24 protein-coding genes and 1 pseudogene are annotated in these 25,679 nt (G+C 70.8%); 10 read left to right on the forward strand and 15 right to left on the reverse strand.

Annotated features, from left to right (window positions below; translation table 11 throughout):
* The first annotated feature begins 19 nt into the window (after positions 1 to 19).
* Positions 20 to 1,270: a hypothetical protein gene (locus ACIBEJ_RS23685; RefSeq protein ID WP_397184956.1), complete on the forward strand. Its 1,251-nt coding sequence runs from the start codon at positions 20 to 22 to the stop codon at positions 1,268 to 1,270.
* 82 nt (positions 1,271 to 1,352) lie between these two features.
* Positions 1,353 to 2,330: an alpha/beta hydrolase gene (locus ACIBEJ_RS23690; protein ID WP_397184957.1), complete on the forward strand. Its 978-nt coding sequence runs from the start codon at positions 1,353 to 1,355 to the stop codon at positions 2,328 to 2,330.
* A gap of 708 nt (positions 2,331 to 3,038) precedes the next feature.
* Here the strand turns inward: ACIBEJ_RS23690 and ACIBEJ_RS23695 are convergent.
* The 11 genes and pseudogenes from ACIBEJ_RS23695 to ACIBEJ_RS23745 all read right to left on the reverse strand — a co-directional run bounded on the left by ACIBEJ_RS23695 (position 3,039) and on the right by ACIBEJ_RS23745 (position 15,215).
* Positions 3,039 to 5,276 (reverse strand): transglycosylase domain-containing protein, encoded by a 2,238-nt coding sequence (locus ACIBEJ_RS23695; protein ID WP_397184958.1) that lies wholly within the window; start codon positions 5,274 to 5,276, stop codon positions 3,039 to 3,041.
* Between the two features lie 633 nt (positions 5,277 to 5,909).
* Positions 5,910 to 7,280, reverse strand: coding sequence for an alpha/beta fold hydrolase (locus ACIBEJ_RS23700; protein WP_397184959.1), 1,371 nt, complete (start codon positions 7,278 to 7,280; stop codon positions 5,910 to 5,912).
* Positions 7,281 to 7,437: 157 nt separating this feature from the next.
* Positions 7,438 to 8,031 (reverse strand): hypothetical protein, encoded by a 594-nt coding sequence (locus ACIBEJ_RS23705; protein ID WP_397184960.1) that lies wholly within the window; start codon positions 8,029 to 8,031, stop codon positions 7,438 to 7,440.
* Positions 8,028 to 8,891, reverse strand: a complete 864-nt coding sequence (locus ACIBEJ_RS23710) for a hypothetical protein (RefSeq protein WP_397184961.1) — start codon at positions 8,889 to 8,891, stop codon at positions 8,028 to 8,030. The genes ACIBEJ_RS23705 and ACIBEJ_RS23710 overlap by 4 nt, the downstream gene beginning before the upstream one ends.
* Before the next feature lie 105 nt (positions 8,892 to 8,996).
* The gene (locus tag ACIBEJ_RS23715; protein ID WP_397184962.1) at positions 8,997 to 10,757 is read right to left on the reverse strand and encodes a hypothetical protein; all 1,761 of its coding nucleotides are present in this window, start codon (positions 10,755 to 10,757) and stop codon (positions 8,997 to 8,999) included.
* Positions 10,758 to 10,795: 38 nt separating this feature from the next.
* On the reverse strand, positions 10,796 to 11,113 hold the full coding sequence (locus tag ACIBEJ_RS23720; RefSeq protein ID WP_397184963.1) for a DAK2 domain-containing protein: 318 nt from the start codon (positions 11,111 to 11,113) through the stop codon (positions 10,796 to 10,798).
* Positions 11,114 to 11,117: 4 nt separating this feature from the next.
* A complete protein-coding gene (locus tag ACIBEJ_RS23725; protein ID WP_397185284.1) occupies positions 11,118 to 11,984 on the reverse strand; it encodes a DAK2 domain-containing protein in 867 nt (288 codons plus the stop codon).
* Positions 11,967 to 12,880: pseudogene (locus tag ACIBEJ_RS23730) on the reverse strand (dihydroxyacetone kinase subunit DhaK); the annotation flags it as partial. The gene ACIBEJ_RS23725 and the pseudogene ACIBEJ_RS23730, both read right to left, overlap by 18 nt.
* 26 nt (positions 12,881 to 12,906) lie before the next feature.
* Positions 12,907 to 13,881 (reverse strand): aldo/keto reductase, encoded by a 975-nt coding sequence (locus ACIBEJ_RS23735; RefSeq protein WP_397184964.1) that lies wholly within the window; start codon positions 13,879 to 13,881, stop codon positions 12,907 to 12,909.
* Positions 13,882 to 13,941: 60 nt separating this feature from the next.
* The gene (locus ACIBEJ_RS23740; protein WP_397184965.1) at positions 13,942 to 14,337 is read right to left on the reverse strand and encodes a putative PEP-binding protein; all 396 of its coding nucleotides are present in this window, start codon (positions 14,335 to 14,337) and stop codon (positions 13,942 to 13,944) included.
* Positions 14,256 to 15,215 (reverse strand): putative PEP-binding protein, encoded by a 960-nt coding sequence (locus tag ACIBEJ_RS23745; RefSeq protein WP_397184966.1) that lies wholly within the window; start codon positions 15,213 to 15,215, stop codon positions 14,256 to 14,258. The genes ACIBEJ_RS23740 and ACIBEJ_RS23745 overlap by 82 nt, the downstream gene beginning before the upstream one ends.
* Here ACIBEJ_RS23745 and ACIBEJ_RS23750 point away from each other — a divergent pair.
* The 4 genes from ACIBEJ_RS23750 to ACIBEJ_RS23765 are packed head-to-tail and all read left to right on the forward strand — an operon-like array spanning position 15,127 to position 19,711.
* Positions 15,127 to 15,831, forward strand: coding sequence for a tRNA-dependent cyclodipeptide synthase (locus ACIBEJ_RS23750; protein ID WP_397184967.1), 705 nt, complete (start codon positions 15,127 to 15,129; stop codon positions 15,829 to 15,831). The two genes, ACIBEJ_RS23745 and ACIBEJ_RS23750, sit on opposite strands and share 89 nt — an antisense overlap.
* Before the next feature lie 43 nt (positions 15,832 to 15,874).
* Positions 15,875 to 16,570, forward strand: coding sequence for an NUDIX hydrolase (locus tag ACIBEJ_RS23755; RefSeq protein WP_397184968.1), 696 nt, complete (start codon positions 15,875 to 15,877; stop codon positions 16,568 to 16,570).
* Positions 16,571 to 16,583: 13 nt separating this feature from the next.
* Positions 16,584 to 17,720 (forward strand): purine phosphorylase, encoded by a 1,137-nt coding sequence (locus tag ACIBEJ_RS23760; RefSeq protein WP_397184969.1) that lies wholly within the window; start codon positions 16,584 to 16,586, stop codon positions 17,718 to 17,720.
* Entirely contained in the window at positions 17,717 to 19,711 is a 1,995-nt protein-coding gene (locus tag ACIBEJ_RS23765; protein WP_397184970.1) for a hypothetical protein, read from the forward strand. Before ACIBEJ_RS23760 ends, ACIBEJ_RS23765 begins: the two co-directional genes overlap by 4 nt.
* A 7-nt stretch (positions 19,712 to 19,718) precedes the next feature.
* Here ACIBEJ_RS23765 and ACIBEJ_RS23770 read toward each other — a convergent pair whose 3' ends face one another.
* The 3 genes from ACIBEJ_RS23770 to ACIBEJ_RS23780 all read right to left on the reverse strand — a co-directional run bounded on the left by ACIBEJ_RS23770 (position 19,719) and on the right by ACIBEJ_RS23780 (position 21,419).
* A complete protein-coding gene (locus ACIBEJ_RS23770; protein WP_397184971.1) occupies positions 19,719 to 20,048 on the reverse strand; it encodes an STAS domain-containing protein in 330 nt (109 codons plus the stop codon).
* A gap of 150 nt (positions 20,049 to 20,198) precedes the next feature.
* A complete protein-coding gene (locus ACIBEJ_RS23775) occupies positions 20,199 to 20,825 on the reverse strand; it encodes a VOC family protein (RefSeq protein ID WP_397184972.1) in 627 nt (208 codons plus the stop codon).
* 6 nt (positions 20,826 to 20,831) lie between these two features.
* Positions 20,832 to 21,419 (reverse strand): TetR family transcriptional regulator C-terminal domain-containing protein, encoded by a 588-nt coding sequence (locus ACIBEJ_RS23780; RefSeq protein WP_397184973.1) that lies wholly within the window; start codon positions 21,417 to 21,419, stop codon positions 20,832 to 20,834.
* Between the two features lie 93 nt (positions 21,420 to 21,512).
* Between ACIBEJ_RS23780 and ACIBEJ_RS23785 the strand changes: the two genes are divergently transcribed.
* Positions 21,513 to 22,025 (forward strand): alcohol dehydrogenase catalytic domain-containing protein, encoded by a 513-nt coding sequence (locus ACIBEJ_RS23785; RefSeq protein ID WP_397184974.1) that lies wholly within the window; start codon positions 21,513 to 21,515, stop codon positions 22,023 to 22,025.
* Here the strand turns inward: ACIBEJ_RS23785 and ACIBEJ_RS23790 are convergent.
* Complete coding sequence (locus ACIBEJ_RS23790) at positions 22,022 to 22,660, reverse strand: helix-turn-helix domain-containing protein (RefSeq protein WP_397184975.1); 639 nt, start codon at positions 22,658 to 22,660, stop codon at positions 22,022 to 22,024. The genes ACIBEJ_RS23785 and ACIBEJ_RS23790 overlap by 4 nt on opposite strands.
* A gap of 149 nt (positions 22,661 to 22,809) precedes the next feature.
* Between ACIBEJ_RS23790 and ACIBEJ_RS23795 the strand changes: the two genes are divergently transcribed.
* The 3 genes from ACIBEJ_RS23795 to ACIBEJ_RS23805 are packed head-to-tail and all read left to right on the forward strand — an operon-like array spanning position 22,810 to position 25,678.
* Positions 22,810 to 23,949, forward strand: a complete 1,140-nt coding sequence (locus ACIBEJ_RS23795; RefSeq protein ID WP_397184976.1) for a M28 family metallopeptidase — start codon at positions 22,810 to 22,812, stop codon at positions 23,947 to 23,949.
* Between the two features lie 8 nt (positions 23,950 to 23,957).
* On the forward strand, positions 23,958 to 24,869 hold the full coding sequence (locus ACIBEJ_RS23800; protein ID WP_397184977.1) for an ABC transporter permease: 912 nt from the start codon (positions 23,958 to 23,960) through the stop codon (positions 24,867 to 24,869).
* Entirely contained in the window at positions 24,866 to 25,678 is an 813-nt protein-coding gene (locus ACIBEJ_RS23805) for an ABC transporter permease (RefSeq protein WP_397184978.1), read from the forward strand. The genes ACIBEJ_RS23800 and ACIBEJ_RS23805 overlap by 4 nt, the downstream gene beginning before the upstream one ends.
* Position 25,679: the final 1 nt, after the last annotated feature.

Below are 25,679 nucleotides of genomic sequence, written 5' to 3' on the forward strand. Positions count from 1 at the left end.
TTCTGCAGAAGGCGGGGAGATGGCCCAGTTACTCCGGCGGATCGACGACGAGGTCTACGTCGAATACGGCACGTTCGGCCTGGAAGGAACCGATCTGGAGTCGTGGCGGACACCCACCCCGGAGCTCTACCACTTCACCGCGGCCCTCCGCCTCGAAGCCTGGGACGCCGAGCCAGGACCCCCCGACGCGTCCTGGACCCCCGCCGTCAGCGAGACCTTCGTCGCCGAGAGCGGCGTCGTCTCCGTCGTCACCATGATGGAGGACCGTGGCCACGACTTCCTGATCGGACCACCGCATTTCGAGTACGGCGTGGCCATGTACATCCGCGAGCCCCGACCCGGAGACGGTCACACCACGGACGAGTGCGCGCAGACGTGGCTGCTGCGCTTCTGGCCGATCCGGGACGTCTTCGACCCGCTCAGGCACGCGGTGCCGTTCACCTACATCACCCGGGGAGTCCTGTACTACTCCATCGACCTCGAACCGGAGCAACTGGCGCAGCCGCCGTCCGAACGGGAGGTTCCGGTGCCGGTCTCCGCCGTGGGGGACTGGGTGTCGCTGCGCCTGGACCCGGACGGCTTCGAGGGCAGGTTGCATCAGGCGCGTACCCGTGCCGGCGCGCAGAACATCAGCGTTTATGAGTACCTGCGGAGACGCGGGGTCGACGTCGAGGACGGCGTGGAGCTCACCCCCGAGATCTGGGGATTGTCGGGGCCGCGTCCCGGGCGGTTCCGGGATCCGCTGATCGACCGCTACTACGCCGAGCAGTTGCGGCGGGGCTCGGTGGGACGGTCCGTACCCGAGGAAGACGGACAGGACCACGGGGAGTGGCTGCGAGAGGAGGCCGACGGCGAGCGCATCGCGAAGGAGCTGACCCGGCGGGAGTCGCGGACGTTCTCCATGCCCGTCGAAGGGCGCGGCGCCCTGTACGTGAAGTCCGGCGTCAGCCGCCGTCTGTGGCGGTGGGAGGACGACTATCTCGGCGGCGAGCTGATGGACGACGGCCTGACGGTCGACCGGCAGGTCCTCGCCAAGAACCCGTGGACCAGGCAGATCCTCGTCTCCGGCATCGTGACCATCCTGCGGCGCGACTTCGAGCGGCACGGCGGCGGGGACGTGGTCTGGTACGTGGTCCGCGACGCCGAACCTCACGAGGCGGCCCGTGTTCTGTGTGCGGAGGCGACGTGGGAGGAGGATCCGGAGCGGCGCCGGGCGCTTGACGATGTGGCCAGGGAAAAGCTGATCGAGCTGCGGGCCATGTACTCCTAGGGTTCTTTGCCGAAATGGCAAAGGCATTTGCGGTGAGCTCCGCCGTGGTCCCATGATGGCCGTCCTTTTGAATGGAGCCTTCATGTCGCAGATCCCGAACATCACCCATCGGCTGGTTCCCAGCCCCGCCGGACGGACGCACCTCGTGGAGCAGGGTGACGGCCCGCTGGTGCTGCTGGTGCACGGCTTCCCCGAGTCCTGGTACTCCTGGCGTCACCAGCTACCCGCTCTCGCCGCCGCCGGATACCGCGCCGTCGCCATCGACGTGCGCGGGTACGGGCGATCGTCCAAACCCGGGGAACTGGCGGCGTACCGGATGCTCGACCTGATCGAGGACAACGTGGCGGTCGTGGAGGCGCTCGGCGCTTCCAGCGCGGTGATCGTCGGCCATGACTGGGGCTCGATGATCGCCGCGAACTCCGCCCTCACCCGGCCGGACGTCTTCCGCGCCGTCGCCCTGCTGAGCGTTCCCTACACGCCGCCCGGCGGGCCCCGGCCCAGCGAGACCTTCGCCGGGATGGGCGGGGACGAGGAGTTCTACGTCTCCTACTTCCAGCAGCCCGGCAGAGCGGAGGCGGAGATCGAGCCGGACGTCCGCGGCTGGCTGGCAGGCATCTACTCGGCCCTGTCCGCCGACACCATGCCGCCCCCCGGAGCCCCGGACCCGCACTTCGTCAGCCCCGGCGGAACCCTCCGCGACCGCTTCCCGACCGGCGTCCTGCCGTCCTGGCTGACCGAAGCCGACCTCGACCAATACGCGGCCGAGTTCGAACGCACCGGCCTGACCGGCGCCCTCAACCGCTACCGCAACATGGACCGCGACTGGGCGGACCTGGCCCCCTACTCCGGCCGCCCCATAACCCAGCCGTCCCTGTTCATAGGCGGAGCCCAGGACTCCTCCACGATGTGGCTGAGCACAGCCATCCAGGCCTACCCAACCACGCTGCCCGCCCTAATGGGCTCCCACCTCCTGGAAGGCTGCGGCCACTGGATCCAGCAGGAACGCCGAACCGAGGTCAACAACCTCCTCACCACCTGGCTAACCACCCTCCCCACCTAACTCCACCCCCAGCCCACCCCAGCCCACCCCAGCCCACCCCAGCCCACCCCAGCCCACCCCAGCCCACCCTGGCCCGCCACGACCCGGCTCGCCACGAGGCCCGCCACGACCCACGGCCGGGCCGGCCACGACCACGACGGGCCCGCCCACTCCAGCCCGACCCCCCACAGCTCCGCCCACTGCAGCCCCACCCGCCACAGCGCGGCCCACCACCCCCCCGCCCACCAGCCAAGACGCCATGCCCGCCCGCAAGCTCCGCCCGCAAGCCCCGCAACCCCGCCCGACCGGGCACCATGTTCCGCCGACGGAGCCCACCAACCACACCCAGCCCGGACCGCCACAACCCTGTCCACCAGCCAGGTCCGCTACGCCTGTCCGCAAGCCCTGCAAGCCCTGCAAGCCCTGCAAGCCCGCCTGGCCGGGCCACCGCGTTCCGTCGACAGGCCCACCAATCACACCCGGCCCGGCCCGCCACAACCCAGCCCACCGCAGCTCGGCCTGGCCCGCCACAGCTCGGCTCACTCCAGCTCGGCCCGCCGCACCCGGCACCGCCACCCGGTTACGCGGGCACGCCTACCCCACACGCCCGCCAACCGCGCACGCCAGCCAACTGCGCACGTCGGCCAACCGCGCACGTCGGCCAACCGTTCCAGCCCTGCCCGGCATCGGGGCGGTCCGAAGGCCTGTCAGGGTTGGCCGTCCGCTGCGCTATGGGGCCGAGTCGGCGGCGTTGCCCGTGGACGCGTCCTGGTTTTCCGGGGGTGCGGGGTTGGTGTTGTTCTGAGGGACCGGGTCGGTGTCGTCCTCGGGAATTGGGGCGGAGTCCGCGGAGTCCTCCTGGGGAGCCGGGTCGTCCTCGGGTGTTCGGGTCGAGTCGTACTCCTCGGGTGAAGTGGTGGTGTCCGGAGGGGGTGGGGTTGTGGCTTGGCAGGTGGGGCCGGTGCAGGGGTCTGCCGCGGGGGTTGTGGTTGGGGTGGGTTTGGGGGCCAGGTGTTCGGTGATGCCGATGCCCGCGCGGGGTGGGAACTGCTCTACGGGCTGGCCCTTGGTGGCCTCGGTCATGAAGGTGCGCCAGATGGCCGCCGGGTACGTGGCGCCCTCGAAGGTGGTGCCGAGCGGGACCTCGTACGGACGGGTGTAGGGGTTGTCCTTGGTGTACCTGGTCTCCTTGGCGGGGTCCTTGCCCCGGAACCACGGGCAGGTCTTGTGGCGGGGCGGGATCACCTTGCCGGTCTTGGTGCGGCATTCCTGGCGGAACATGCCGACGGCCGTGGACACCTGCGGGGTGAAGCCGACGAACCAGGCTTCCTTGTTCTCGTTGTTGGTGCCGGTCTTTCCGGCGACCGGGCGGCCGGGCAGGGCGGCGTTGCGGCCGGTGCCCCTGGTGACCACCTCGCGCAGGGCCGAGGTGGCGTCGGCGGCGGCCTCGGGGGAGATCACCTGGGTGGGGGTGGATTTTTCCGTGTAGTGGTTCCTGCCGTTCTTGGTGACGTTGATGATGACGTGGTTGTCGTGGTGCGTGCCGCCCTGGGCGAATATGGAGTAGCCGCCTGCCTGCTCCACCGCCGTCACCTGGTTGCTGCCGATCGTGATCAGATAGCGGTGGCGGTCGCGGGCGGACTCGAGGTTGGACTTGTTCAGGCCCGCGCGGGCGGCGATGTCGATGACGCTGTCGAGGCCCACCTTCTCGCCCATCTTGGCGTACGCGGTGTTGACCGAGTTCGCCGTGGCGTCCAGGACGTCAACGGCTGTGGCCCGTGACGGGTGGTCGTTCTTGATGGGCGAGGTGCCGGCCAGCTTGATCGGGCTGGAGGCGGGCAAAAGGCTGTCGAGGCTGTAGCCCTGCTCCAGCCAGGCGGCCAGCACGTACGTTTTGAAGGCCGAGGCGGCCTGCTTCTGCGACACGAAGGCGTCGTTCCACTGGTCGGTGGTGTAGTCGTCGCCGCTGTAGAAGGCATTGACCCGGCCGTTTCTCGGGTCGACGGAGGCGACCGTGGTGGTGAACTCGCTGGAGAGCGCCCGGGTGTGCCGGTGTACGGCGTCCTTCGCCGCCTTCATCAGCCTCTTGTCGAACGTGGATCTGATGCGGTAACCGCCCTTCTCCACGTCGTCGAGGGTCAGACCGGTCCTGGCCTTGAGCTCGTCGAGCACAGCGTTGATCATGTAGCCGCGCAGGCCCTTGTAGTAGTCGGTGTTGCGCTCCTTGACCCGCTTGGGGGAGGACGGCGACCGGGTCGGAAGCGTGCCGTAGGCGGCCGGGTCGAGCGTGGACATCTCCCTGATCACGTAGGCGTAGCGTTCCTCGGTGGCGGCGCTGTTTCCGTCCGCTTCCGCGCGGTCGAAGCGGACGGGGTTCTGGATGCGTCCTGCCAGGTACGCGCCCTGCTCGGGGGTCAGCTTCGCCACGTCCTTCACGTTGAAGAACGCCTCCGCCGCCGCGCCGATGCCGTAGGCGCCGCGGCCGAAATAGATCGTGTTGAGGTACTGCTCCAGGATGGTTTCCTTGCTCAGACTCTTGCTCACCTTGACCGCGACGAAGATCTCCTTGAACTTCCTGCTGACGGAACGTTCCTGGGACAAGCCGTCGTAGTAGTTGCGGGCCATCTGCTGGGTGATGGTGGAGCCGCCCTGGACCTGTCGGCCGGTGACGGTGTTGAGCAGGGAGCGGGCCATGCCGGAGAAGGAGATGCCCGGGTCCTCGCGGAAGGAGTCGTTCTCGGCGGCGATCACCGCGTCCTGGACCGGGCGCGGGATCTGGGCGTACGTCACCAGCTTGCGTTTGACCCCGAGCCTGGCCAGCGTCGAGCCGTCGGCGTACGTGATCACGCTGCCGGTGTCGTCGACGCTGTCCTTGCTCTGGCTCTGCGCGGGCACCGGGGTGAGCGCGTAGCCGACCGCCGCCATGCCGAAGAGCCCGGCCGCCAGGGTCACGACACCGACGATCACCGCCTTCCAACTCGGCACAACCCGCCGCCACCCGAACCGCCCACCCTGCCTCCGGCCATCGCGCCGCACGGAGCCGTCCCCTCCGTGACCGTCCCGCCTTGAGCCGCTCCGCTGCGTGGAGTCGTCCCGCCCGGCTTCGACCTGCGGTGAGCCGCCCCGCCGCGCGGACCTGTCCCGTCTGGGGCTGTCCTGCTTTGAACCGTCCTGCCGCGAACCGTTCCGTCTGGAGCTGGCCTGTCCGGGGCTGTTTGTTCCTGAGATGCTGGTGGCGGCCCGGTCGGTAGCGCGCTCCGGGGGCACGTCGGGACTGACGCGGGTGCGCCTGCGCCGGGACGGTTGCACAGAGTCCTCCGGGTCCGAGGGTGACAGGGTGGTCAGAAAGTGCGCGATGCGCTGTCCGCGGGGCACGGCCCTGCTGTGGCTGCCGAGGGCGATCCGGTGGGAGCGCGGCACGCTCTGGCGGCTGTTGCGGCGGCCGGGTGGAGCAGGTCTGACACGGCGGTACGGCTGCGCGAGCTGAACATGGCGGCCATGACAGCACAAACCGGTCGGACCCGTCCAAGACTGATATGAATCAGCGGAAGATAGCGAATCGCATATTTATGCAGGTGGAGCGCTTGGCTGGGGCGGGAGTCAGCAGGTGCGGTCGGTGGGGATGACGCGGTCGGTGAGGTAGCGGTCGAGGTGGGCTCGGGCACAGGCGTTGAACTGGTGGAGCGTGTGTCCCGGGCCCTCGTGCTTGATCACGGCGCTGCCCGGCACCTGTTCGACAACGCGTCCCACGGCGTCCGACTCACTCCAGGCGCCCGCGCCCAACAGTGGGGGAAGGCCCTTCGGGAGGGGCTTCGGGGGATTCGAGACCGGGGTGGGCCAGCCGACGCACGTCAGCATGCCTCGGACGGTGCCGATCCCGGCGGCGCCGGTGTTCGGGGCGATCTTGGCCAGCCTGGCGTCCTGGAGTGCCGCCTCCTTACGTGTCGCTGGGCGGGGGAATTCGGTGCATTCGGTGACACCAGGAAAGCTGTAGGGGTAATTCAGGCGGGTGCGCTCGGGCTTGAAGCCGGAGGCGTCACCTGCCGACGCGGCCTTCACGGCCTGCTTCAACGTCTCCCACGACGCCTGGCCCCTTCTTGCCAGGAGCAGCCCCAGGGCTCGCAGGTCCTCGCCCGTGAAGGCGACGCCGGGCTGTTGCCGCGCCGGGATCTCGGAACGGTCGGCCCTGGCCAGAAGGCGGCGCCAGTCCTTTTCCGCGCCCTTGCCCGCCCACGTGAAGTAGCGCCGCATGGACGCCTCGTTGTCGCGGGCCAGCGCCTCCGTCTCGGCCTCCCAGCCCTTGGCAGGGCTGTGGCTCCAGGTGCCGTCGAGCGCCATCGTGCGGACGGTCTCCGGGTAGAGCCGGGCGTACGCCTGCCCGAGCATGCCCGAGTAGGAGGCGCCGTAGTAGTTCATCTGCTTCGCGCCCACGGCTTTCCTGATCGCCTCCAGGTCGCGGGCGCCGTCGGCCGAGCTCATGTTGTCGAAGAGCTCGGGATCGGTGCTCCGGCAGATCTCCGCGAAGGCGCGGTTGGTCTCGGCCAGGCGGGCGAACTCCGCGTCGGTGCGCGGCGGCTGCGGGGTCGGTCGTGTGGGCCAGCCGCACTTGAGGGCCGTGCTCAGGGTGCCGGGATACGGGTAGCCGCGTGGGTCCCAGACGATGAGGTCCATGCGCTTGCGCAGGTCGTCCCAGCGGCCCGGGGGGAGGCCTTGGGTCCAGGCGATGCCTGGTGAGCCGGGCCCGCCGTACGAGATGAAGACCGATCCCTCGGACGGGCCGGTCGCCTTGAGCTTGCCCACCTTGAGGGTGATCTTCCGGCCGCCTGGCTTGGTCCAGTCGACGGGTACGGATACGTCGGCGCAGACCATGCCGAGCTTGTCGTCCGGGCACGGGGACCAGGTGAGGGCGGGGTCCGGGGCGGGAGTGGGAGTGGCGGCCAGGGTGAGGGCGAGGGTGATTGATCTGAACACGCCGACAAGGATGGCCGGGTGAGGTGCGGTTGCGCGTCGGCCTGTGGTCTGGCTGCGGGGGCTTGTGATCAGACCGAGGCATGTCAGCCCGCGGTATGACGCGCTGGCGCGGCAGCCCACGTAAGCTCGCCCTGCGCGACGGACAGCCACGAATCAATCATCCAGCGTGACGCCTTCTGATCTCGATCAGGGTGAGCCGGCTGGCGCGGATGTCGGAGATCAGCACGTACGCCACCAGCAGCAGCCCGAGACACAGAGCAGCGGCGCCCCACCATGGAATCTCAGCGAGCAGCAGGTAACCGTCACCCCCGCTCAACGACCTGATCACCATCGTGACCCCGGCCACCACCACGGTGACCATCAACCAGCTCCACAGCCTCGGGAGGCTCCCCTTGTTCCACAGCCGGATCCGCCACGTCATGAACACCGCCAGCACGCCGAGCAGCGCGCAGAACCCGATCAGCCACCAGGGCAGCGCGAACGACTGCTGTTCCGCGATCCGCTCCTGCGTGGCCCGCAGCTCCGCCTCGGCCGCGCGCTGGGCCGCGACGGCGGCGTCGCGCTCCTTCTTGAGCTGCGCCACGCTCTTGTCCTGCCGCGCGGGCGGCGTGACGTTCTCCGTCGGCAGCATGCGCGCCACGACGGTCAGCATGATCGCGACGAACGCCAGCGCCAGCACGATCGCCATGAACAGGTCGATGAACCGCAGGTCGAGCGGCGGCGCGAACGACCTGGCCGGCCGCTTCCTCACGGCTCCCTCACCAGCGTGTACCGGTGCGGCCTGCTCTCCGCGGCGCTCAGCCGCTCCACTGCGGTACGCAGCGCGTCGAGGCCCTTGACCAGTTCCTCCGTCCTGCCCCTGGACTGGGCCAACTCCTGCGTCAGCCCGTGCATCGCCGGCGCGGCCTGCTTGGCGGGCAGCCGCGCGACGTAGGTCAGGAACACCTCGTCAGCGGCCACCACCCCGGCCCGCTCGGCGCGCTCGACCAGCGCCATCGCGCCGAACGCGAGCACGCTCAGCAGCAGCGCGATCAGCGTCACGCCGAAGGCCGAGGCCAGCTCGGGCAGCACGTGCTGCTTGAGCGCGGTGATCAGCACGGAGGGGTCGCCCTGGCTGTCCAGGGCGTCGGAGAAGGAGCTGACCATCGCGGCCATCGTCAGCGCGGTGCCGATGAAGCCGAACACCGGCAGCGCCCAGATGAGCGTGTGGTCGAGGTGGTGCTTGTTGGCCATCTCGCTGTCGTCCAGGGCGGAGCGCGCGCTCAGCACCGCCTCGCAGTCGTTGCCCGCCTCCGCCGCCTCGCGGAACAGCTTGAGCCGCCGCGCAACCAGCGTGTCCTCGTTCGCCTTGACGGACTGGACGTTCGCCCTGGCCCGGGCGGTGGCCGCGCTCTCCCGCCGGATGTCCGGCACTGCCCGGGCGATCCTGAGCACGGTGGTCAGGAACACCGCGAAGATCAGCGTGACCACGAACTCCGCCGCCGCAGGGGCCGTGGTCGCCCCCACCGACACCAGCAGCGATTCCACAACTCCGGCCACCATCAGCAGCGCAGAGACGATCAGGGCGGCCACGGGTGCGAACACCGAGTGACGCCAGTCGTACCTTGACACCCGTCAACCTCACTCCGGCACAAGAATTGTCAAAGCATCACCTAAGCACACGTAAAGCCATCGTTGGTGACAGTGCGGCATCAGATCTGTGAGAAGCGTGTCTGGTCACCAGGTGATGTCGTGGGGATAGGTGCCGCCTCGCCAGACGACCTTGTGCGGGAAGGCGCCGGTGGCGGCCGGGGTGAGGGCGACGCGGAGCAGTTCGTGGCCGGTGCCCCCGCACGGCCGGTTGCCAGCCGCCGAATCGTTTTCGTTGTCCTTACCGACCAGGAGGTGCCGTCCGGAGGGGTCCGCCGCCATCGACACGATCTCCCCGCACTTCAGGCTGAGCACCGTCGCCACCTTGCGGGCGCCGTCATAGAGCAGCAGCTCGGACGGCTGCTCGTAGCTGCCCTGGCGCACCCGCAGGGTCCGGCCGTCGGGCAGCGGATGGGGGAGCGTGTGGCTGCCGCTCTCGCGGGGCGCCCGCACGAGACCGGCCGGTTCCGACGCGGGTTTGCGCACGTCGAGGGCGCCTTCCCAGGACTTCACCAGCTCGGGCTTTGGCGGGGAGGTGACACCGGTGAAGTGGATGTCGTCGGGGAGCACGAGGGTGTGGCCGTCCCTCCAGTAGAAACCGTACGAGGGCACCCGCCACTCGACGCCGCGCGTGAGGACGTCGGCCTTGAGGACGTCGGCCGCGGGGGTGTCGGGTGCAGGGGAGTCGGGTGCAAAAGCGTTGGGTGTGAGGGCGTTGGGTGTGGGAGCGCCGGTTGTAGGCGCGTTGGGTGTAGGGGTGTCGGGTGTAGGGGTGTCGGGGTTGAGGACGTGTGGTGTGAGGGTGGCGGGTGCGGGGGCGTCGGATGTGAGGGCGTCGGGGTTGAGGACGCCGGCGTAGGTGGTCGTCTGGTGATCGCGGCTTTCGGTTTTGCGGCTGTACGCGACGCGGCCCGTGGGGGAGACCCGGATTCGGTCGACGTTGCCGGTCAGCCGGCCTGACAGGGCCTTGCCCAGCTTTGCCTGGCCGTCGGCGTCCACGGTTAGGCGGTGCAGGCGTGAGATGACACCGCGTGGCGACCAGGTGTCCCTGCCCTGCCGTAGGGTCACGCTCACCACGTACTCGCCTGGCTTCCCCGTGGCGGCCACCGCCTGGATATTGGCGAGCCGCCTGCCCATGCGCGGCCAGTAGTCGTGGGCGACGCGGCCCGTCTCCAGGTCCACCGTCTCGAGTGAGCCGGTGGCCAGCAGCGCGTAGCGGGGGGTGCCGTCGTCGGCGATCGGTGGCGGCGCCAGCCGTTCGGGGAGGATTCTGACGGCCTGTACGGCGAGCGCGAGCACGGCCAGCGCCGCCACCAGCCGGAGGATGGAGCCTAGATCCGGGCGTACGCGCGTTCCGGCGGCTCCCGCGAACATGATCATTGTCAGCGGCGAGATCAGCCAGGAGAGAGCTATCGGCAGGATGCGGAACGGGGCCGGGTCGGGCAGGCAGCCCGGTGGTGGCTCCGCGGGCGGCTTCAGCACGTCGGCGGCGATCGCCAGCGCCTCCGGCAGCGCGACGAGCCCGAATCCGAGCACCGCGGCCATCAGGTGGACGCGGGGCTCGGCGTGAACCGCGGCCGTCAAGCGGACGCGGGGCTGGGCGCGCCTGGCCAGGAACAGGGCGATCGTGGCCAGAAGGAACGGGCCCGCCACATACAGCACGTCCGAGAGCATCTGGGCGATCTCGGCGGCCGTGCGACGTAAGGCGCCCACGGGCTCCACGATCGGCTGCCCGGCACACAGGACCCGTCGCCTGGGTGTCAGCACCTCCCGGACGATCTCCCATAAGGCGTAGGTGGCCGCCAGCCACCACCAGAACAGGGGCTGACGTGGCCCGAGAGTCGACACGGAGCGAACCATATCGGGCCGGGCGAACCGGTGTGTGATCAGTGGGAGGTGAGGCGCACCGGGTCGGGCAGGCGGGTGGCGGCGACCGGCTCGTAGACGGCGGCGAGCGCACTGAACAGCAGTGCCACGCCGAACGCCCCGGAGTCGGGGACGCCGATCGCGTGCTCGCCCACATAGCTGGCCCGGCCACGCCGGGGGGTGAGCGAAGCGGTGCCCAGCGCGCCCCGCACGGCGGCCTCGGCAGCAGCGGTGAAAGGCCCGCTGGATGCCAAGGTGTCGGTGGCGTCGGCCGCCAAGGTGTCGGTGGAAGGGGCGTCGGCGGCCAAGGCGTCGGTGAGGTGGCTGCCTGCCGCCACGGCGTCAGCAAATGGACCGCCTGCCGGTCGGGCGTCGGTCGAGGGGGGCGTCGGCTGGCAAGGGGTTGCTGGAGGGGGCGTCGGCTGGCAGGGGGTTGGGGGAGGGGGCGCTGGGCGGCAAGGGGCTGGTGGACGGGGCGTCGGACAACGCCGGGTTGGTGGAGAGGGCGTCGGGGGACAGGGGGCTGGTGGAGGGGACGGCGGATGCCAAGGCGGTGTTGGCGGGGGCGAGTGCGTCTACGAGGGTGCAGTCGCCGACTTCGGCTCCTCCTACCCGGTGGATGGCTGCGAGGCTGAACCTGGCCGCTTCCGCGACGGCCAGAGCGTCGGGTGCCTGGTCGTCGGGCCAGGGGACGGTGGCCAGGTGCTGGAAGAGGAGTCCGAAGAGTGGACCGCTGGTGCCGCCCACCTCGTTCAGAAAGGCGTCTACCAGGGCGGACATGCCGTCGGTGCCCGACTCGTTCAGCTTGACCGCCCGGCGCACGCCTCCGGCCAGGTTGTCGCCGAAGTCGCCGTCGCCGACGAGCTGGTCCAGGGTGGTGAGGTTGTCGCGCACTTGGGAGACGATCTCCGCATAGCGGTCGAGCACCGCGTAGCTGGTCGCGGTGCCCGCCTCCGCGTATCGGTTGGGCGCTGTGTGGGTGGTCGGGGTGCCCTGCTCCTCGTGCGGGTCGAGCGGTGCGCGGGTGACCGGGGTGCTCTTCTTCGGTAGGGCGCGGCTGGCCTCGGGTGTGTGGGGCTCGGGAGTGACGGCGGGCGCAGGGGTGAGGGGGCTGAGGGCGGGAAAGTGGAGTGGGGTTTCGGCGGATGCTGTCCACAGCTCGTGCCACTCCGCCTTCATGTGGGTGAAGGTGAGGGAGAAGCCCGCCATGTCCAAGGCGGCGGTGAACGTGCCCGGCACGATGGCGAGCGGCTCGACGCCGCGGGCCGTCAGCAGGTCGTGCACGAGGGAGCCGATGGCGTGCAGCTCCAGGCCGGTCGTGGCGCCCAGGCCGTTGACGACGACCAGCACCTTGTCCCGCCCCGCAGGCAGGGCGTCGAGCAGGTCGTCGGTCATCTGCCGGACGAGTTGCTCGATCGGAAGGTGGGCAACGGTACGCACGCCACGCTCGCCATGGATCCCGACCCCGTAGCCCAGGGTGCCGGGGCTCAGGTCGAAGGCCGGGGCACCGGTGGAGGGAGAGGTCTGGGCGCGGGCCGCGACGGCGAGGCTGCGGGAGCGGGTGACGACCTCCTGGCCCAGCGCGGCGAGCTCGTCCAGCTTGGCGCTCCGGTCGGCGAAGGCGCCGCGCAGCTTCTCCAGCACCACGGTCGCGGCGGTGCCACGGCGGCCGGTGGCGGCCCCGGTCTGGTCGGTGGCGAGGTCGTCGTCGACCAGGACGGTGGCCACCGGAATGCCGTCGTGGCGCAGCCGTTCCGCCGCGATCCTGAAGTTGATCACGTCGCCGGTGTAGTTCTTGATGATGAGCAGGACGCCGTCACGCTTGGCGCGGCCACGCCGGCCTCGTAGATCTGCCGGTTGTGCTGGGATCCGAAGATCTCGCCGGGGCAGACCGCGTCCAGGCCGCCGGGGCCGAGCAGGCCCGTGTGCAACGGCTCGTGGCCGGAGCCGCCTCCGGAGATCAACGCGACCGTGCGATCGGGATGGCTGGTGCGGGCTCGTAGGTACAGCGGGCTCGCGTTCACCTCGATCAGGCCGGGGTGGGCCAGCGCGAGCCCGCGCGCGGCCTTCAGGACCGGGTCGGATTGCGGAAGAAAGTACGTCATGGCAAGGCTTCGTCAGGTGTGAAGGGTCATTCCCAGGCGAGCTGCGATCGCCGCGTCCAGTACGCGCCGGGGGGCTCGGCCAGCTCGCCGAGCCGCTCCACCTGGGCAGGAGCGAGCCGGACACGCGTCGCGGCGAGGTTGCTGGTGAGCTGGCCGACCGTGGCGGCGCCGGAGAGCACCACGTCGGCCCAGGGCTGCACGGCGACGGCCGCGAGGGCGACGGCGTCGCACGTGGCGCCGGTCTCCCGGGCGATCTCCAGCAAGGCGTTCATCTCGGGCAGGACGAGGTGGGGACCGGTCAGACGCCCGTTGGCCAGGGCCTCCTTGACGATCACCGCGCGACCGGCGGCGTGCGCCTCGGCCAGGGCGGTGCCGGTGGAGCGCTCCAGCAGGTTGTAGGTCGTCTGGAAGCTCTCGAATAGCGGCCTGCCGTCCACGGTGACCGCCAGCGCCGCGCGGATGGTGTCCGCCTGGCGGGGCCCGCTGGTGGACAGGCCGACGGCCACCCCTGTCCGCGCCAGACGCGCCAGCCGTTCGTGCAGGGCGGTGTCGCCCAGCGCGGGGCTGTCCGGCGTGACGGAGTGGATCTGGTACAGGTTGAGCCGGTCGTCGAGCAGGGCGCGGGTCTCGGCGACCTGGCGGTCGTAGGCGCCGGCGCTGTGGTCCTTGACCTCGTGGACCTCCGCCTGCGTGTGCCAGCCCGCGGTGTAGGTGTAGCCCCACTTGCTGCCCACCACGACGTCGGTGACGTCGGGCCGGGATCGCAGCCATTGGGCGAGGTAGGTCTCGGCCAGGCCGTAGGAGCGGGCGGCGTCGAGGTAGCGCACGCCCTGGGCGTAGGCCGAGTCCATGAGGGCGAAGGCCCGCTCGCGCAGAGCCTCTTCCGTGCGTACGGCAGGCAAATCCACCCCCCGGCCGAGGGTGATGTACCCGGGCCTGCCGACGGCGGCCAGCCCCAGGCCGATGGGCACGGGCGAGGCCGCCCGGAGATTCAGCGTCATGCCGAGCACCCTTCCCAGACTTCCGGCGCCGTTCCCAGGCGGAGGGCGTCGCGGGCCAGCTCACCGCAGGTCACGGAGTCGAGCCGGCGCACGAGGGCGCGTACCTCGTCGAGGGCGGGAGGGCGCGACGGACAGGCTGTCGCAGCCGAGCCCCAGCAGGAGCGGGACCACCAGGGGATGCGCGGCGGCGTCCCCGCAGACCGAGACCGTCCGGCCGTGCCGGTGGGCGGCCGCCACGGTGGCGGCGACGGCGACGGCCTCGGGCAGCTCCACCATGATGCCGAGCGGCGGGGGAGCGAGCCCGGCGTCGTCTGCGGCGCGGTGCAGGAGACGGCGGCAGGCTCGCAGTTCCCGCAGGTCGGCGACCATGGGGATCATGACGCGTAGGTCCGTCGGCGCCCCGGCGCGCAGCAGTGCGCGGAACTGGTCGGCGAAGGTGTCGGGCTGGGCGAGCATGAGCGGCAGGCCGCGGCCGATGCGTCCCCGCTCGGCGCCCGCCAGCAGGAAGGGGGGAGCTTGTCGTCGGCGAAGTCGAGCGTCCGCACGGTCACGGTACGGCCGGCCAGCTCCCGCAGAACCGGAACCAGGACGGCCTCGTGCCGCTCCCGCGTGGGCCAGGCGGAATGTCCTAGAAAGGGCAGCTCGGTACGGAGCAGTCCAACCCCGTCGGCTCCCGCGGACACGGCCGCGCGGGCGTCGGCGGCGTCGGCCACGTTCGCCAGCAGGCCGATCCGGCGGCCGTCCACGGTCTCCGCGGGCAGGTGGCGGCCGGCCGCCAGGCTCTCGCGGCGGAGCCGCGCGGTGTCCATGGCTGTCTGGGCGCTGGCCCGTTCCGCCTGCTCAGGACAGACGACGACCTGCCCCTGCTCGCCGTCCAGGAGCGTCTCCTGGCCGTCGGCCTGGTCGAGCAGATCGGCGTCCACGGCGAGCAAAAGCGGGATGTTCCTGGCGCGGGCCACGATGGCGGCATGGGAGTTGGAGCCGCCGGTGACGGAGACGGCGCCGGTCACCGTCCGTCCCGGCTCCAGCAGGTCGGCGGCGCCGATCTCGTGGGCGACCAGGACGAGCGGGCGGTCGGGCGGGGGAGCCGGGCGCCACGGCGGGAAGCACGGTGACCATCCGGGCCACCGGCCCCGCCGCCTGCCACGCGGTCGCCGAGTTGGCCGGGATCCTCGCCGCGGCCGAGTAACGGACTTTGCCGTCGCCCGATCGTCAGGACCGGGTACGCGGGGAAGACCCGAGGTCGTGAATTCTCTCGCAGGTGGCCCGCCCGTCGAGGTCGAGCCGTGCAGTCCCCGCTGCGCCCGGATCCTGGCCGGGCGGGAACACCTCACGTTGCTGGTCAGCCCGGGGAACCCCTACTTCTCCGCGGCCCGGCTCGCGCAGACGTTCCGCTGGGCCGTACAGGCGGTCAAGAGGGTGGACGTGGTGGTCGCGGACCTGGAGATGACCGTCGCGACCTACCTCGCCCGCGGTCGCGCGGAACAGCACGCCTACCGCAGGGCCCGCGCCGACATCAGCCAGATGGCGGCCAGAATCCGCCGCGCCCGCGACGACGCCGGACGGCCGGACCTGCGGGTGAGCGAGTTCGCCGAGTGGGCGGGCACCCCTGAGTACCGCCGCGCCCTGGCCTACACCCGCGAGGCCGTCGCCGACCCCGGCTACGGCCTCCTGACGCGCGCCGCGACCCGGGCCGCGCTGATGGCCAGGATGCCCGACGGCTGGGAACCGACCCCGCGGCAGATCGACATCGGCCAGGTCCACACCGAGCGGACCCTGCCGTTCATCGTCAACGCCGTCGGCATCCTCGGCGTCGCCGAAACGGTCACCGCCTGCAGCCGCACCACCCCGGACACCCGCTACTTCTTCACCGAGGACGCCAAGTTCCGCGCCTTCCCCGGCCAGGGCTACGCCGCCCTCCACGTCGGGCGGGAACAGTCACCTTCCTGATCGGGGACTTTCTGTCTATCTGACAAAAAGCTAGGGTTGGCGCATGCCCGACGACCCATGGCAGCCGCCGCGCATCCTTCTCGCCGTCGATCTCGTGATCCTGACCTTGCGGGACGCACGCCTGCACGTCCTGCTCGTGGAGCGCGGCATCGACCCGTTCCTCGGCGCCCTCGCCCTGCCGGGCGGCTTCCTGTTCGACGAGCACGAGGACATCGAGGCGGCCGCGCGGCGCGAGCTGGCGGAGGAGGCGGGCCTGTCCGAGGTGCACCTGGAACCCCTGGCCGTGTACGGCGAGCCGGGCCGCGATCCGCGCGGCCGGGTCGTGTCCGTCGCCTACCTGGCCATCGCCCCCCGCCTGCCGGAGCCGATCGCCGGCACCGACGCCGCCGACGCCTCCTGGACGTCCGTGGACGACGCGCTGGCACCGGATACGGAGTTGGCCTTCGACCATCGCCGCATCATCGCCGACGGGGTCGAGCGCGCGCGTGCGAAGCTGGAGCATACCGCCCTGGCCACCGCGTTCTGCGCCGAGACCTTCACCATCTCGGAGCTCCAGCAGGTCTACGAGGCGGTCTGGGGCATCCGTCTGGATCCCCGAAACTTCTACCGCAAAGTCCAGGGCGCCCGCGGATTCATCGTCGCCGACGGGCCGATGCGCAAGACCCCCAACGGACGGCCCGCCCGGCTCTTCAAGGCCGGTCCGGTTCACGTCCTCAACCCCCCGATGACTCGGCCTTAGGAGGTCGATGGTCATGATCGTGATTTTGACCGCGCTGGATCTGGAGTATCAGGCCGTTCGCCGGCACCTGACCGACCCGCGCGTACACCGCCACACCGCGGGCACCCGCTTCGAGCTCGGCCGTCTCGGCGGGCGCCGGGTGGGCCTGGGCCTGGTGGGCAAGGGCAACCATCCCGCCGCGGTGATCACCGAACGGGCGATCGCCGCGTTCTCGCCGTCGGCGCTGCTGTTCGTGGGGGTCGCCGGGGCTCTGTGGCCGGGCATCGGGCTGGGCGACGTCGTGGTGGCCACCCACGTGTACGCCTACCACGGCGGCACCAGCGAGGACGGCGGACTCAAAGCCCGCCCGCGGGTGTGGGAGATCGCCCACGAAACCGACCAGGTCGCCCGCCACCTCTTCCGCACCGGCACCTGGACCCGCCGGCTGCCCGCGGGCGCGGCCGTACCCGCGGTGCGTTTCGGCCCGATCGCGGCCGGCGAGGTCGTCCAGGACTCCGCGATCTCCGCGCACGCCCAATGGGTGCGCCAGACCTACAACGACGCGCTCGCGATCGAGATGGAGTCGGCCGGCGTCGCGCAGGCCGCCCATCACAACAGGTCGCTGCCCATGGCCGTGATCCGCGGCGTCAGCGACCGCGCCGACGGCACCAAGACCGCGAGCGACGGCCTGAACTGGCAGCCGAGGGCGGCGGCCAACGCGGCGGCCTTCGCCGTGGCCCTCGCTCAGGAACTGGCCGCGGAGCACGAGAACCGTCCGGTGGGCACGTCGAGAGAGGCGAAGAGCATGACCGACAGCGCGAAGAACGTCGCCCGCGACCACGCCCGCGTGGGCGTGCAGGCCGGCCACATCCACGGCGACGTCACCATCGGCACGCCGCCCCCGGCGAGGGTCGCCGACCCCGCCGCCCAGCTCGCCGAACTGCGCGAGCGGCTGGCCGAGGCGCGCAAGGCCCAGGAGGTGGACGAGGACACCTTCATCGCGGCGGAGGCGGAGATCGAGGTCGCCGCCGAGTCGCTGTCGGAGAGCACCACGGCGGGCAGGAGCAAGGCGCTGATCGCGCTCAAGAAACTCCGCGGGCTCCTGGCGGACGCTGCGGAGCTGGCGGCGCACGTGTCGGCCGTCATCACGGCCATCCGGGGCCTGCTGTGAACGATCCCCACCCCGGACCGACCAATCTCGCCACGGACTCGGCGAACGTCGCCGTCCAGGCCGAGGCCATCCACGGACCGGTCACGGTCTACCAGGCGGAGGGAGTCCTCTCGCCTCAGGAGACCTTCGACGTGGGGCTCAACTCCCTGCGCGGCGGGATGGCCGCCGAGGCACGTGACCACTTCCGCGACGCGGTGGTCCGGCACAACTACGTCAACGGCCGCTCCTGCTTCTATCTGCTGCTGGCCCTGCTCAGCGGGCGCACGCTGCAGCAGGTGCCGTACACGGAGATCGCCATGCTGCGGTGCGTGCGCGGCGCCGTGAACGAGGACGACGCGTGGGCCGACGCGATCAAGCTGGTCGACCACCTCCTGACGTCCCGTCCTCCGGCGCGCGGGACGGCCGACGTCGAGCAGGAACTCCAGAAACTGACCGACGAGCAGCGCAACGACGTTCTCCAGCACATGGAGATGTTCCTGGACAGCTCCGCCGAGGACGCTCTCTGGGCGAGCGCCTTCGAGGCGGCCAAGAACGACCGATATGCGAAGAACCGGGAGGGCCGGGCCTGGAAGTTCTTCCAGCCGGAGCCCATCGGCGCGAGGGTCGAACCGGCGGCTCCCGTCGGCATCGGATTCGGCGCCTGGACCGGAGCCGCCGCGACCAGCGTGCTGACCCTGGTGAGCGCCGGGTTCGTGGGCGTCACGGCATGGCAGCACACCGGGACGGCGGCGCTCGCCGCGCTGCTCGCGCTCGCGGTCGCCTTGTGGGCGAGCGTGCGCAGCGGTGTGAGGTGGCGTTACAGGAGGGAGCGCCGCCTGGCGAAGGATCGCGCGTATGCGCGCCAACCGGCCGCCACCGCGCGTGGCGACGGGTTCGCGAGCAAGATCGACCATCAGTTCGACCACTATTCCGCGCTGTACACCCCGCGTGGCGCGGACCGGGCCCGCTGGCTCGCCGATACGGCGGGCGTCCGCCGGGCCCTGCGCGACGAAGTCGTCACCGTCTACCGGGAGAGCACGGTCAACGCCAAGCGGGTCTCCTGGCTCATCAGATACCTGGTCGCGGACGTCGCTCGGCGCTGGCAGACGGGCACGCTGTGGGACTACCGCAAGGAACTGCGCGTCCCCTTCCTGCTGAGGGTGAGGTGTGTGCTCGCCGCGATTGCGGCGGCTGTGGCGGGCGCCTTTTTGGTGTGGAGCGGTGCGCACGTCAGCCCGTTCATCGTCGTCCCCGCCGCGCTGGTCGCCGCGGCCTCGATCTGGTCGGCGGCTCGTCTCTGGCTGCGCATCGCCGTGCGGTACAAGCAGCACGCCGCGGACAAGGCGGAGGAAAAGACCCTGCTGGCCGATCGTCAGGCGGCCTACAACCGCTGGAAGCGCAAGCTCGCCGACCGGCCGGACGATCTAGAGATGGCCCGCTGGCTGGAGTGCGACCGCAAGGCGTTGATGGAGCAGGCGATGACCCTCTACCGGCTGAAGCGGCAGGACGTTCTCGCCCATGCCTTCATCGAGGCGCCGGCCACGCCGTCGTACAGCAGGGCACGCGACCCGAACGGGCCGTGGCGCTACTCGAAGTACAAGATCCTGCTTTTCCTGCTCACCAAGGACGGCGTGCGGCAGTACACCGTGCACCTCGACTTCCAGAAGGTCACCTGCCGCAGAACGGCTCGGACGAACTACCGCTACGACGCGTTCACCTTCGTCCAGGTGGCTGAGACCGACAACGGAGAGAACGTCTTCGAGCTGACACTGACCAACGGCGATCCGATCAGGGTCAAGGTGACCGATCCGCCCACGGAGGTCACCGAGCACGAGTCGAAGGATCCGCAGAGCGCCTCACAGCTCACCCTCGGCACGGCGGGCCTCGGCAACGCCCTGCACGTGCTGGAGGGCGTCGCCGCAGAGGGCAAGGCGTGGATCGCCTTAGAACGCGAACGTGAGAAGGCGCCCCTCGCGGAGGTGAGCAGTGCCGTGAACGCCATCTTCGCCTGACTCCGTGCTAGTTGTGGGCGAGGGCCTGTTCGAGGGTGGTGTGGACGCGCAGCGGCGATCGGCTGGAGCCGGGCTGCAGGAAGTCGATCAGGCGCCGGACCTGGCCGGCGGGGCAGACCGTGCTCACCTCGACGCCGGAGGCGGCCCCGATGGTCTGGATCGCGGTCAGCGCACGGTAGCCGCGCAGGTCGCAGAAGCGCAGCCGCGAGGCGTCCACGATCATCCGGCGCGGGCCGCGGCCCAGCAGCGGCAGCAGGGCCTGGTCGAGCAGGCCGATCGTGGCCAGGTCCAGCTCTCCGGTCACGTGGACCAGGAGGGCGTCGTCAGTGGAAAGCATGGATCGAGACATGTGGAACATCGCCTCCGCGGGCATCTGCCTGGAGTTGCGGCCACGTCTCTGGACCTTGGTTCAGCATACGCCGCTCAGCGGCCGGCGGTCGGTGGTTTCACCAGACGAACCGCCGGCCGCCGTCGATGTCCAGGGCGATCACTGCGGGAGCTTCGTGCCGGAGTGCTCGGCCACCATGTAGGTGGCGTACCAGTCCGGCCAGTTCTCGTCGTAGGCGCCGCCGTCGCGCTTCTCGTGCTCGCCGTGGGCGGCCGCGGCCCGCCTCAACGCCTGCGCGAGGTCGTCGGACGAGGTGAACGACGTCGCCGCGTCGACCCGGCCCGGCAGCCGGGTGGTGACCTCCTGCAGCAGCCAGCCGTTGCCGTCCGGGTCGCTGAACGTGGCGAAGGAGCTGTAGCTGGCGCCGTCGTCCGCGCGTCCCGGCGTACGGCCGGCGCCGTCCGGCCGGAACTGGGCGCCCGGAGCCGCGGGGTGGAAGACCTCGCTGACCTTGGCGCCGCCGGCGGCCAGTTGGTCACGCGCGGCCTCGATGTCGGAGACGACCAGGTAGAGGCCCTGGGCCGAGCCGGGCGCGGCCGCGGTGACGTGGGTGCCGAACTGGACCGAGGTCTCCGAGCCCGGCGGCGTGAACTGGACGATGCGGAAGCCGTTGTCGAAGGCGAAGTCGGCGTCGAGCCTCCATCCGAGCTCGCCGTAGAACGCCTTGGCCCGGTCGACGTCCGCGACGGGGACGACAACGGCCTCGATCTTCAGCGTGGTGGTCATGTCATTTCACCTCTGTGGTGAGCCGGGCAGCAACAGCGGCCCGAACGCGGTGGTGAAGAACGCGTCGAACGCCTCTTCCGAGCGGTCGGCGCGGGCCCGGATCAGCGTGCCCTCCCAGGCGTTGAGCAGGAAGCGGGCCGTGATCTGCGGGTCGAGGTCGGCGCGGACGGCGCCCGCGCGCTGGGCCTCGGCGAGGGTGGTGGCGATGGCGCCCGCCCACCGTTCGAGACCGCCCCGCACCGCGGTGCGGATCGTCTCGCTGTGGTCGGCGATCTCCGCGCCGAAGTTCCCGATGAGGCAGCCCCGCGTGTACGAGCGGCGCGTGAACTCCTCCCGGAGACCCTCGAAATGGCCGCGCAACCGGAGCAGCGGATCGGCGTCGCCGGAGGTCAGATCGTCCAGGCGGCCCTCGCCGTAGCGGCTGAGCGCCTCGACGGCCAGGGCTTCCTTGCTGTCGAAGTGGTTGTAGAACGACCCCTTGGGCACCCCCGCGGCGTCGGTGATGACCTTCACCCCGGCGGCGTTGTAGCCGAGCGTGTGGAACTGCTCCAGCGCGGCCTCCACGATCTGGCGGCGTACGCTTCTCCTTGCCATACTTCCCAATATGACCGGTCGTCTTATGCCTGTCAACCCCTTGACCATGTCTAAGACGACCGGTCATATTTTAAGGACCAAAAGGAGGACGACATGTCTGCGTACCAAGCCTTCGAAGTCTCCGACGCCCGCAGGTTCCGCCTGGTCACCCGCCCCGCGCGGGAGCCCGAACCCGGCCACGTCCGCGTCCGCGTCGAGGCCTGCGGGGTGTGCCACTCCGACGTCCTGGCGGTCGAGGGGGTGCGGGCCGACCCGCACGCGCCGATCGTCCCCGGCCACGAGATCGTCGGCGTCGTCGACGCGGTTGGCGACGGCGTGCGCGGCTGGCGGGCGGGGGAGCGGGTCGGCATCGGATACCTCGGCGGCCACTGCGGGCAGTGCGAGCAGTGCCGCCGCGGCGACTTCGTCAACTGCACCGACCAGCCCCAGACCGGCACCACGATCGACGGCGGCTACGCCGAGATGGTCCACGTCAGGAGCAGCGGGCTGGTGCGGATACCCGACGGCCTGGGCGCGGTGGAGGCGGCGCCGCTGCTGTGCGCGGGGCTGACCATGTTCACGGCGCTGCGGCAGGCGCAGGCACGGCCGGGCGCGCTGGCCGCCTAAGGCTGCTCCTCCTGCCAGTCGGCGTCGGGGACCTCGTCGGCGAGCGAGAGTATGACCGAGCCGCTGACCGGCTCCGGCCCCAGGTCGCCCTGGGCGTGGCGGAGCGCCAGCACGGCCTTGGCCGGGACGTCCCCGCTGGTCGAGTAGACATGCGGCGCGTCGGCGGAGAAGGCCACGAAGTCGCCCGCCGACAGCGTGACCGGCTGGTCGACCGGCCCGGCGACCAGCGTGCCCGAGGTGACCACGATGTTCTCGACGCCGGCGTGGCCGCGCGAGCGGTACTCCTGGCCGGGCAGCACGGTCATCTCGTAGAACTCCACCGTGTCCAGCCCGCTGGAGCTGAACCGGTGCACGAAGCGCAGGTCCAGGTTCGGCCGGGTGACCCGGGCGCCCTGGTCGGCCCGCACCACGGTGACGGGCGGCCGTCTGGCGCCGTCGATGAGGTCGGTCACCGGCACGCCCAGCGCCGCGGCCAGCGACGTCACCGTCTCCAGGGTCGGATTTCCCTGCGAGCGTTCGAGCAAGGACAGCGTGGCGGGGCCGACGCCGGCCCGCCGCGCCAGCTCCGCGCTCGACAGGCCGCGCAACCGCCGCAACCGCCGCAGATTCGCGGCGAGCAAGTCAATGATCTCCACGTTACCCATCACAACCTCCGGGTGAATTCTCGCGCCCTTCGAAGGCTCCTCTGGGCGGTAAGGGGCTTGACGGCTGGGGTGCTCGGCGTTCAGTATGCGATGTCATCGTTCGATTCGTCGAATTGCAGAGCTACGAGCAGGGAGTTTATATGCCGTCAGAGATCGTTGCCCGGGTCATGTCCGGCCTCTCGGAGACCATCGGTGTCCGATTCTCGGCCAGCGAGGGCGAGCACCGGGCGGCCGAATTCCTGTCCGAGTGCTTCCGCGAGCAGGGCTTGCCGACCACGTTGCAGCGCCTGGGCTTCGTCGGCTGGTCGGTGACGCGGGCGCCCACCCTGACCGTGACGATCGGCGGCCTGGAGGAGCCCCTGGAGGTGGCCCCGGTGGTCTACTCGGCGCCGGCCGACGACCTCACCGGGACGCTGCGCAGGTACGGCGTGAAGGTGCTCATCGCGGGCCTGTACGAGATGCCCACCCTGGAGCTCGTGGACGACGACGGCATCGCCGTCGCCCAGGTCGTGGTCAACGCCGGCGGCGACGCGATCCCGCTGATCAACCCCAACGCGCTGTACCGCGTCCCGATGGTCGTGGTCTCCGCCCGGGACGGCGAACGCCTGCTCGCCGCCGTGGACGCGGGCACCCCGGTGACCGCGAAGGTGTCCATCGGCACCAGGCTCGACCCCGACGCGTACTCCTACAACGTGATCGCGACCTACGAGGGCGACCCGTCCTCCAGCGACTACGTGGTGGTCTGCGCGCACTACGACACCCAGCTCGACACCCCGGGCGCCTACGACAACGCCTCCGGTACGGCCGGCATGTTCGGCGTCCTGGAACACCTGCGGGCCAACGACATCGCGATGAACGTGAAATTCGTCGGCATCGCGGGGGAGGAGGTGGGCATGTTCGGCTCCCACTTCTTCGTCAACGACCTCACCGAACGCGGCCTGCTCGGCCAGGTCCGCTACTGCGTCTGCCTCGACCAGATCTCCGGCGGCGACTTCTTCTGGCTGTGGTGCACCGACCCCGACCTGCGCGCCACCGCCCTCGACGCCATCGAGGCCGCCAACGTAGCCGAGATCGGCGAGGTCAGGGTGGACGACAACAAGCCGGGCGCCGACCACTGGGCCTTCCACGAGCGGGGCATCCCCGCCCTGCTGCTCATGTGGTGGCGCCAGGCCGACTACCACAAGCCCGGCGACACCTACGACAAGGTCGACTTCACCCGGGTCGACGTCGCCGTCGATGCGGCGGGGAGGCTGCTGGCCTCGCTCGCCAAGCAGATGTGAGGAACCGCATGTCCACCAGCACACGAACGCCGGTACGGTCCGCCGACGTGCCGCCCGCCACCCGGCCCGCCGGGCGGCGGAGCGCCGCGGGGGCCGGGCCGTCGTGGCGGCAGTGGGCCCTGGCGGCGCCGGCCGTACTCGCGACGCTTCTGCTCTTCGTCGCGCCGCTGGGGCAGATGGTCGCCGCCAGCTTCACCGGCGGCGCGTCGGCGTACGGGCGGGTGCTGAGCGACGGGCTCTACCTCGAAGTGACCGTCACCACCCTGCGGGTCTCGCTGATCGCCACCGCGGTGACCGTCGTGGTGGGGTACGCGACCGCCTGGTGCATGGCCCGCTGCGTGCGCAGCGCGTCGGTACGGCGGGCCCTGCTCCTGCTGCTGGTCACCCCCCTGTTCATCTCCGCCGTGGTCAGGTCGTTCGCCTGGCTGGTACTCCTGGGCAAGGAAGGGCTGGTCAACGACGTCGTCAGGGCGCTCGGCCTGTCGCGGGAGGGCTGGTCCCTCCTCTACAACGAGACCGGCGTGATCATCGGCCTGGTCTACATCCTGCTGCCCTACACCACGCTGTCGATCCTCGCGGCCTTCGAGGCGCTGGACGGCCGGCTCGAACGGGCGGCGGCCGACCTGGGCGCGACCGCCTGGCGCCGGTTCACCTCCGTGACGCTGCCGCTGACCGTCCCCGGCGTCGCCAGCGGGGCGCTCATGGCGTTCGCGATGGCGGTGACCGGCTACGTCACCCCGGCCGTGCTCTCCGGCGGCCAGGTGCGGGTGCTGTCCATGCTGATCTACGAGCAGACCCTGGTGACCTTCGACTGGGTGACGGCCAGCGTGCTCGCGGTGCTGCTGCTGGTCCTCTCGCTCACCGCGGTCGTCTTCTACCTGCGGATGCTCAGGCGCTACGCGACGGAAGGAGCACGATGAGCCACGAGATGGAGACCGGCCGGGCGGCCAGGGCCGCCGGCAAGGTGTGGCTGGTCCTGGTGGCGCTGTTCCTGCTCGCGCCCGCGGTGGTGCTGCTCGGCACGGCGGTCACCACGACCGGGTACCTGGCCTTCCCGCCCGAGGGATTCACGCTGAAGTGGTTCGCGCTCGTGCTGTCGGACCCGGCCTGGGTTGACTCGATCGTGGCCTCCACCAACATCGCGCTGATCGCCACCGTGGTCGCCGCCGTGCTGGCCGTACCGGCGACGCTGGCGCTGACCTCGCCGAGGATGCCGGGACGCGACACGATCGAGGCGCTGCTGACGCTGCCGATGCTGGTGCCGCAGATCGTGCTCGGCGTCGGGCTGCTCCAACTGCTGCTCGTCCTCGGTGTGGGCAGGACCTACCCGGGCTTCGTGCTGGCCCACGCGATCCTGGCCCTGCCGTTCGTCCTGCGCAGCGTGCTCACCTCGCTGCGCGGCGCGCCCAGGTCGCTCGAACTGGCCGCGGCCGACCTGGGCGCGGGCCCGTGGCGCAGGTTCGCGCACGTCACGCTGCCGCTGATGCGCACCGGGCTGGGCGCGGGATGCCTGCTCGGCTTCGCCGCCAGCTACGTCAACGTGGAGGTCAGCATGTTCCTGTCCACGCCGGCGCTGAACCCGTTGCCGGTCAAGCTGCTCAACCAGGTCGCGTACACGGTGGATCCGGGGGTGTCCGCGGTCTCCACCCTGACCGTGGCGCTCGCCTTCGCGGCCATGTTGATCGTGGACCGGGTGGCCGGCCTCAAGGCGGCGGGAGCACCCTCATGAG

The sequence above is a fragment of the Nonomuraea sp. NPDC050790 genome (genome assembly GCF_044456745.1).
Lineage (GTDB): Bacteria > Actinomycetota > Actinomycetes > Streptosporangiales > Streptosporangiaceae > Nonomuraea.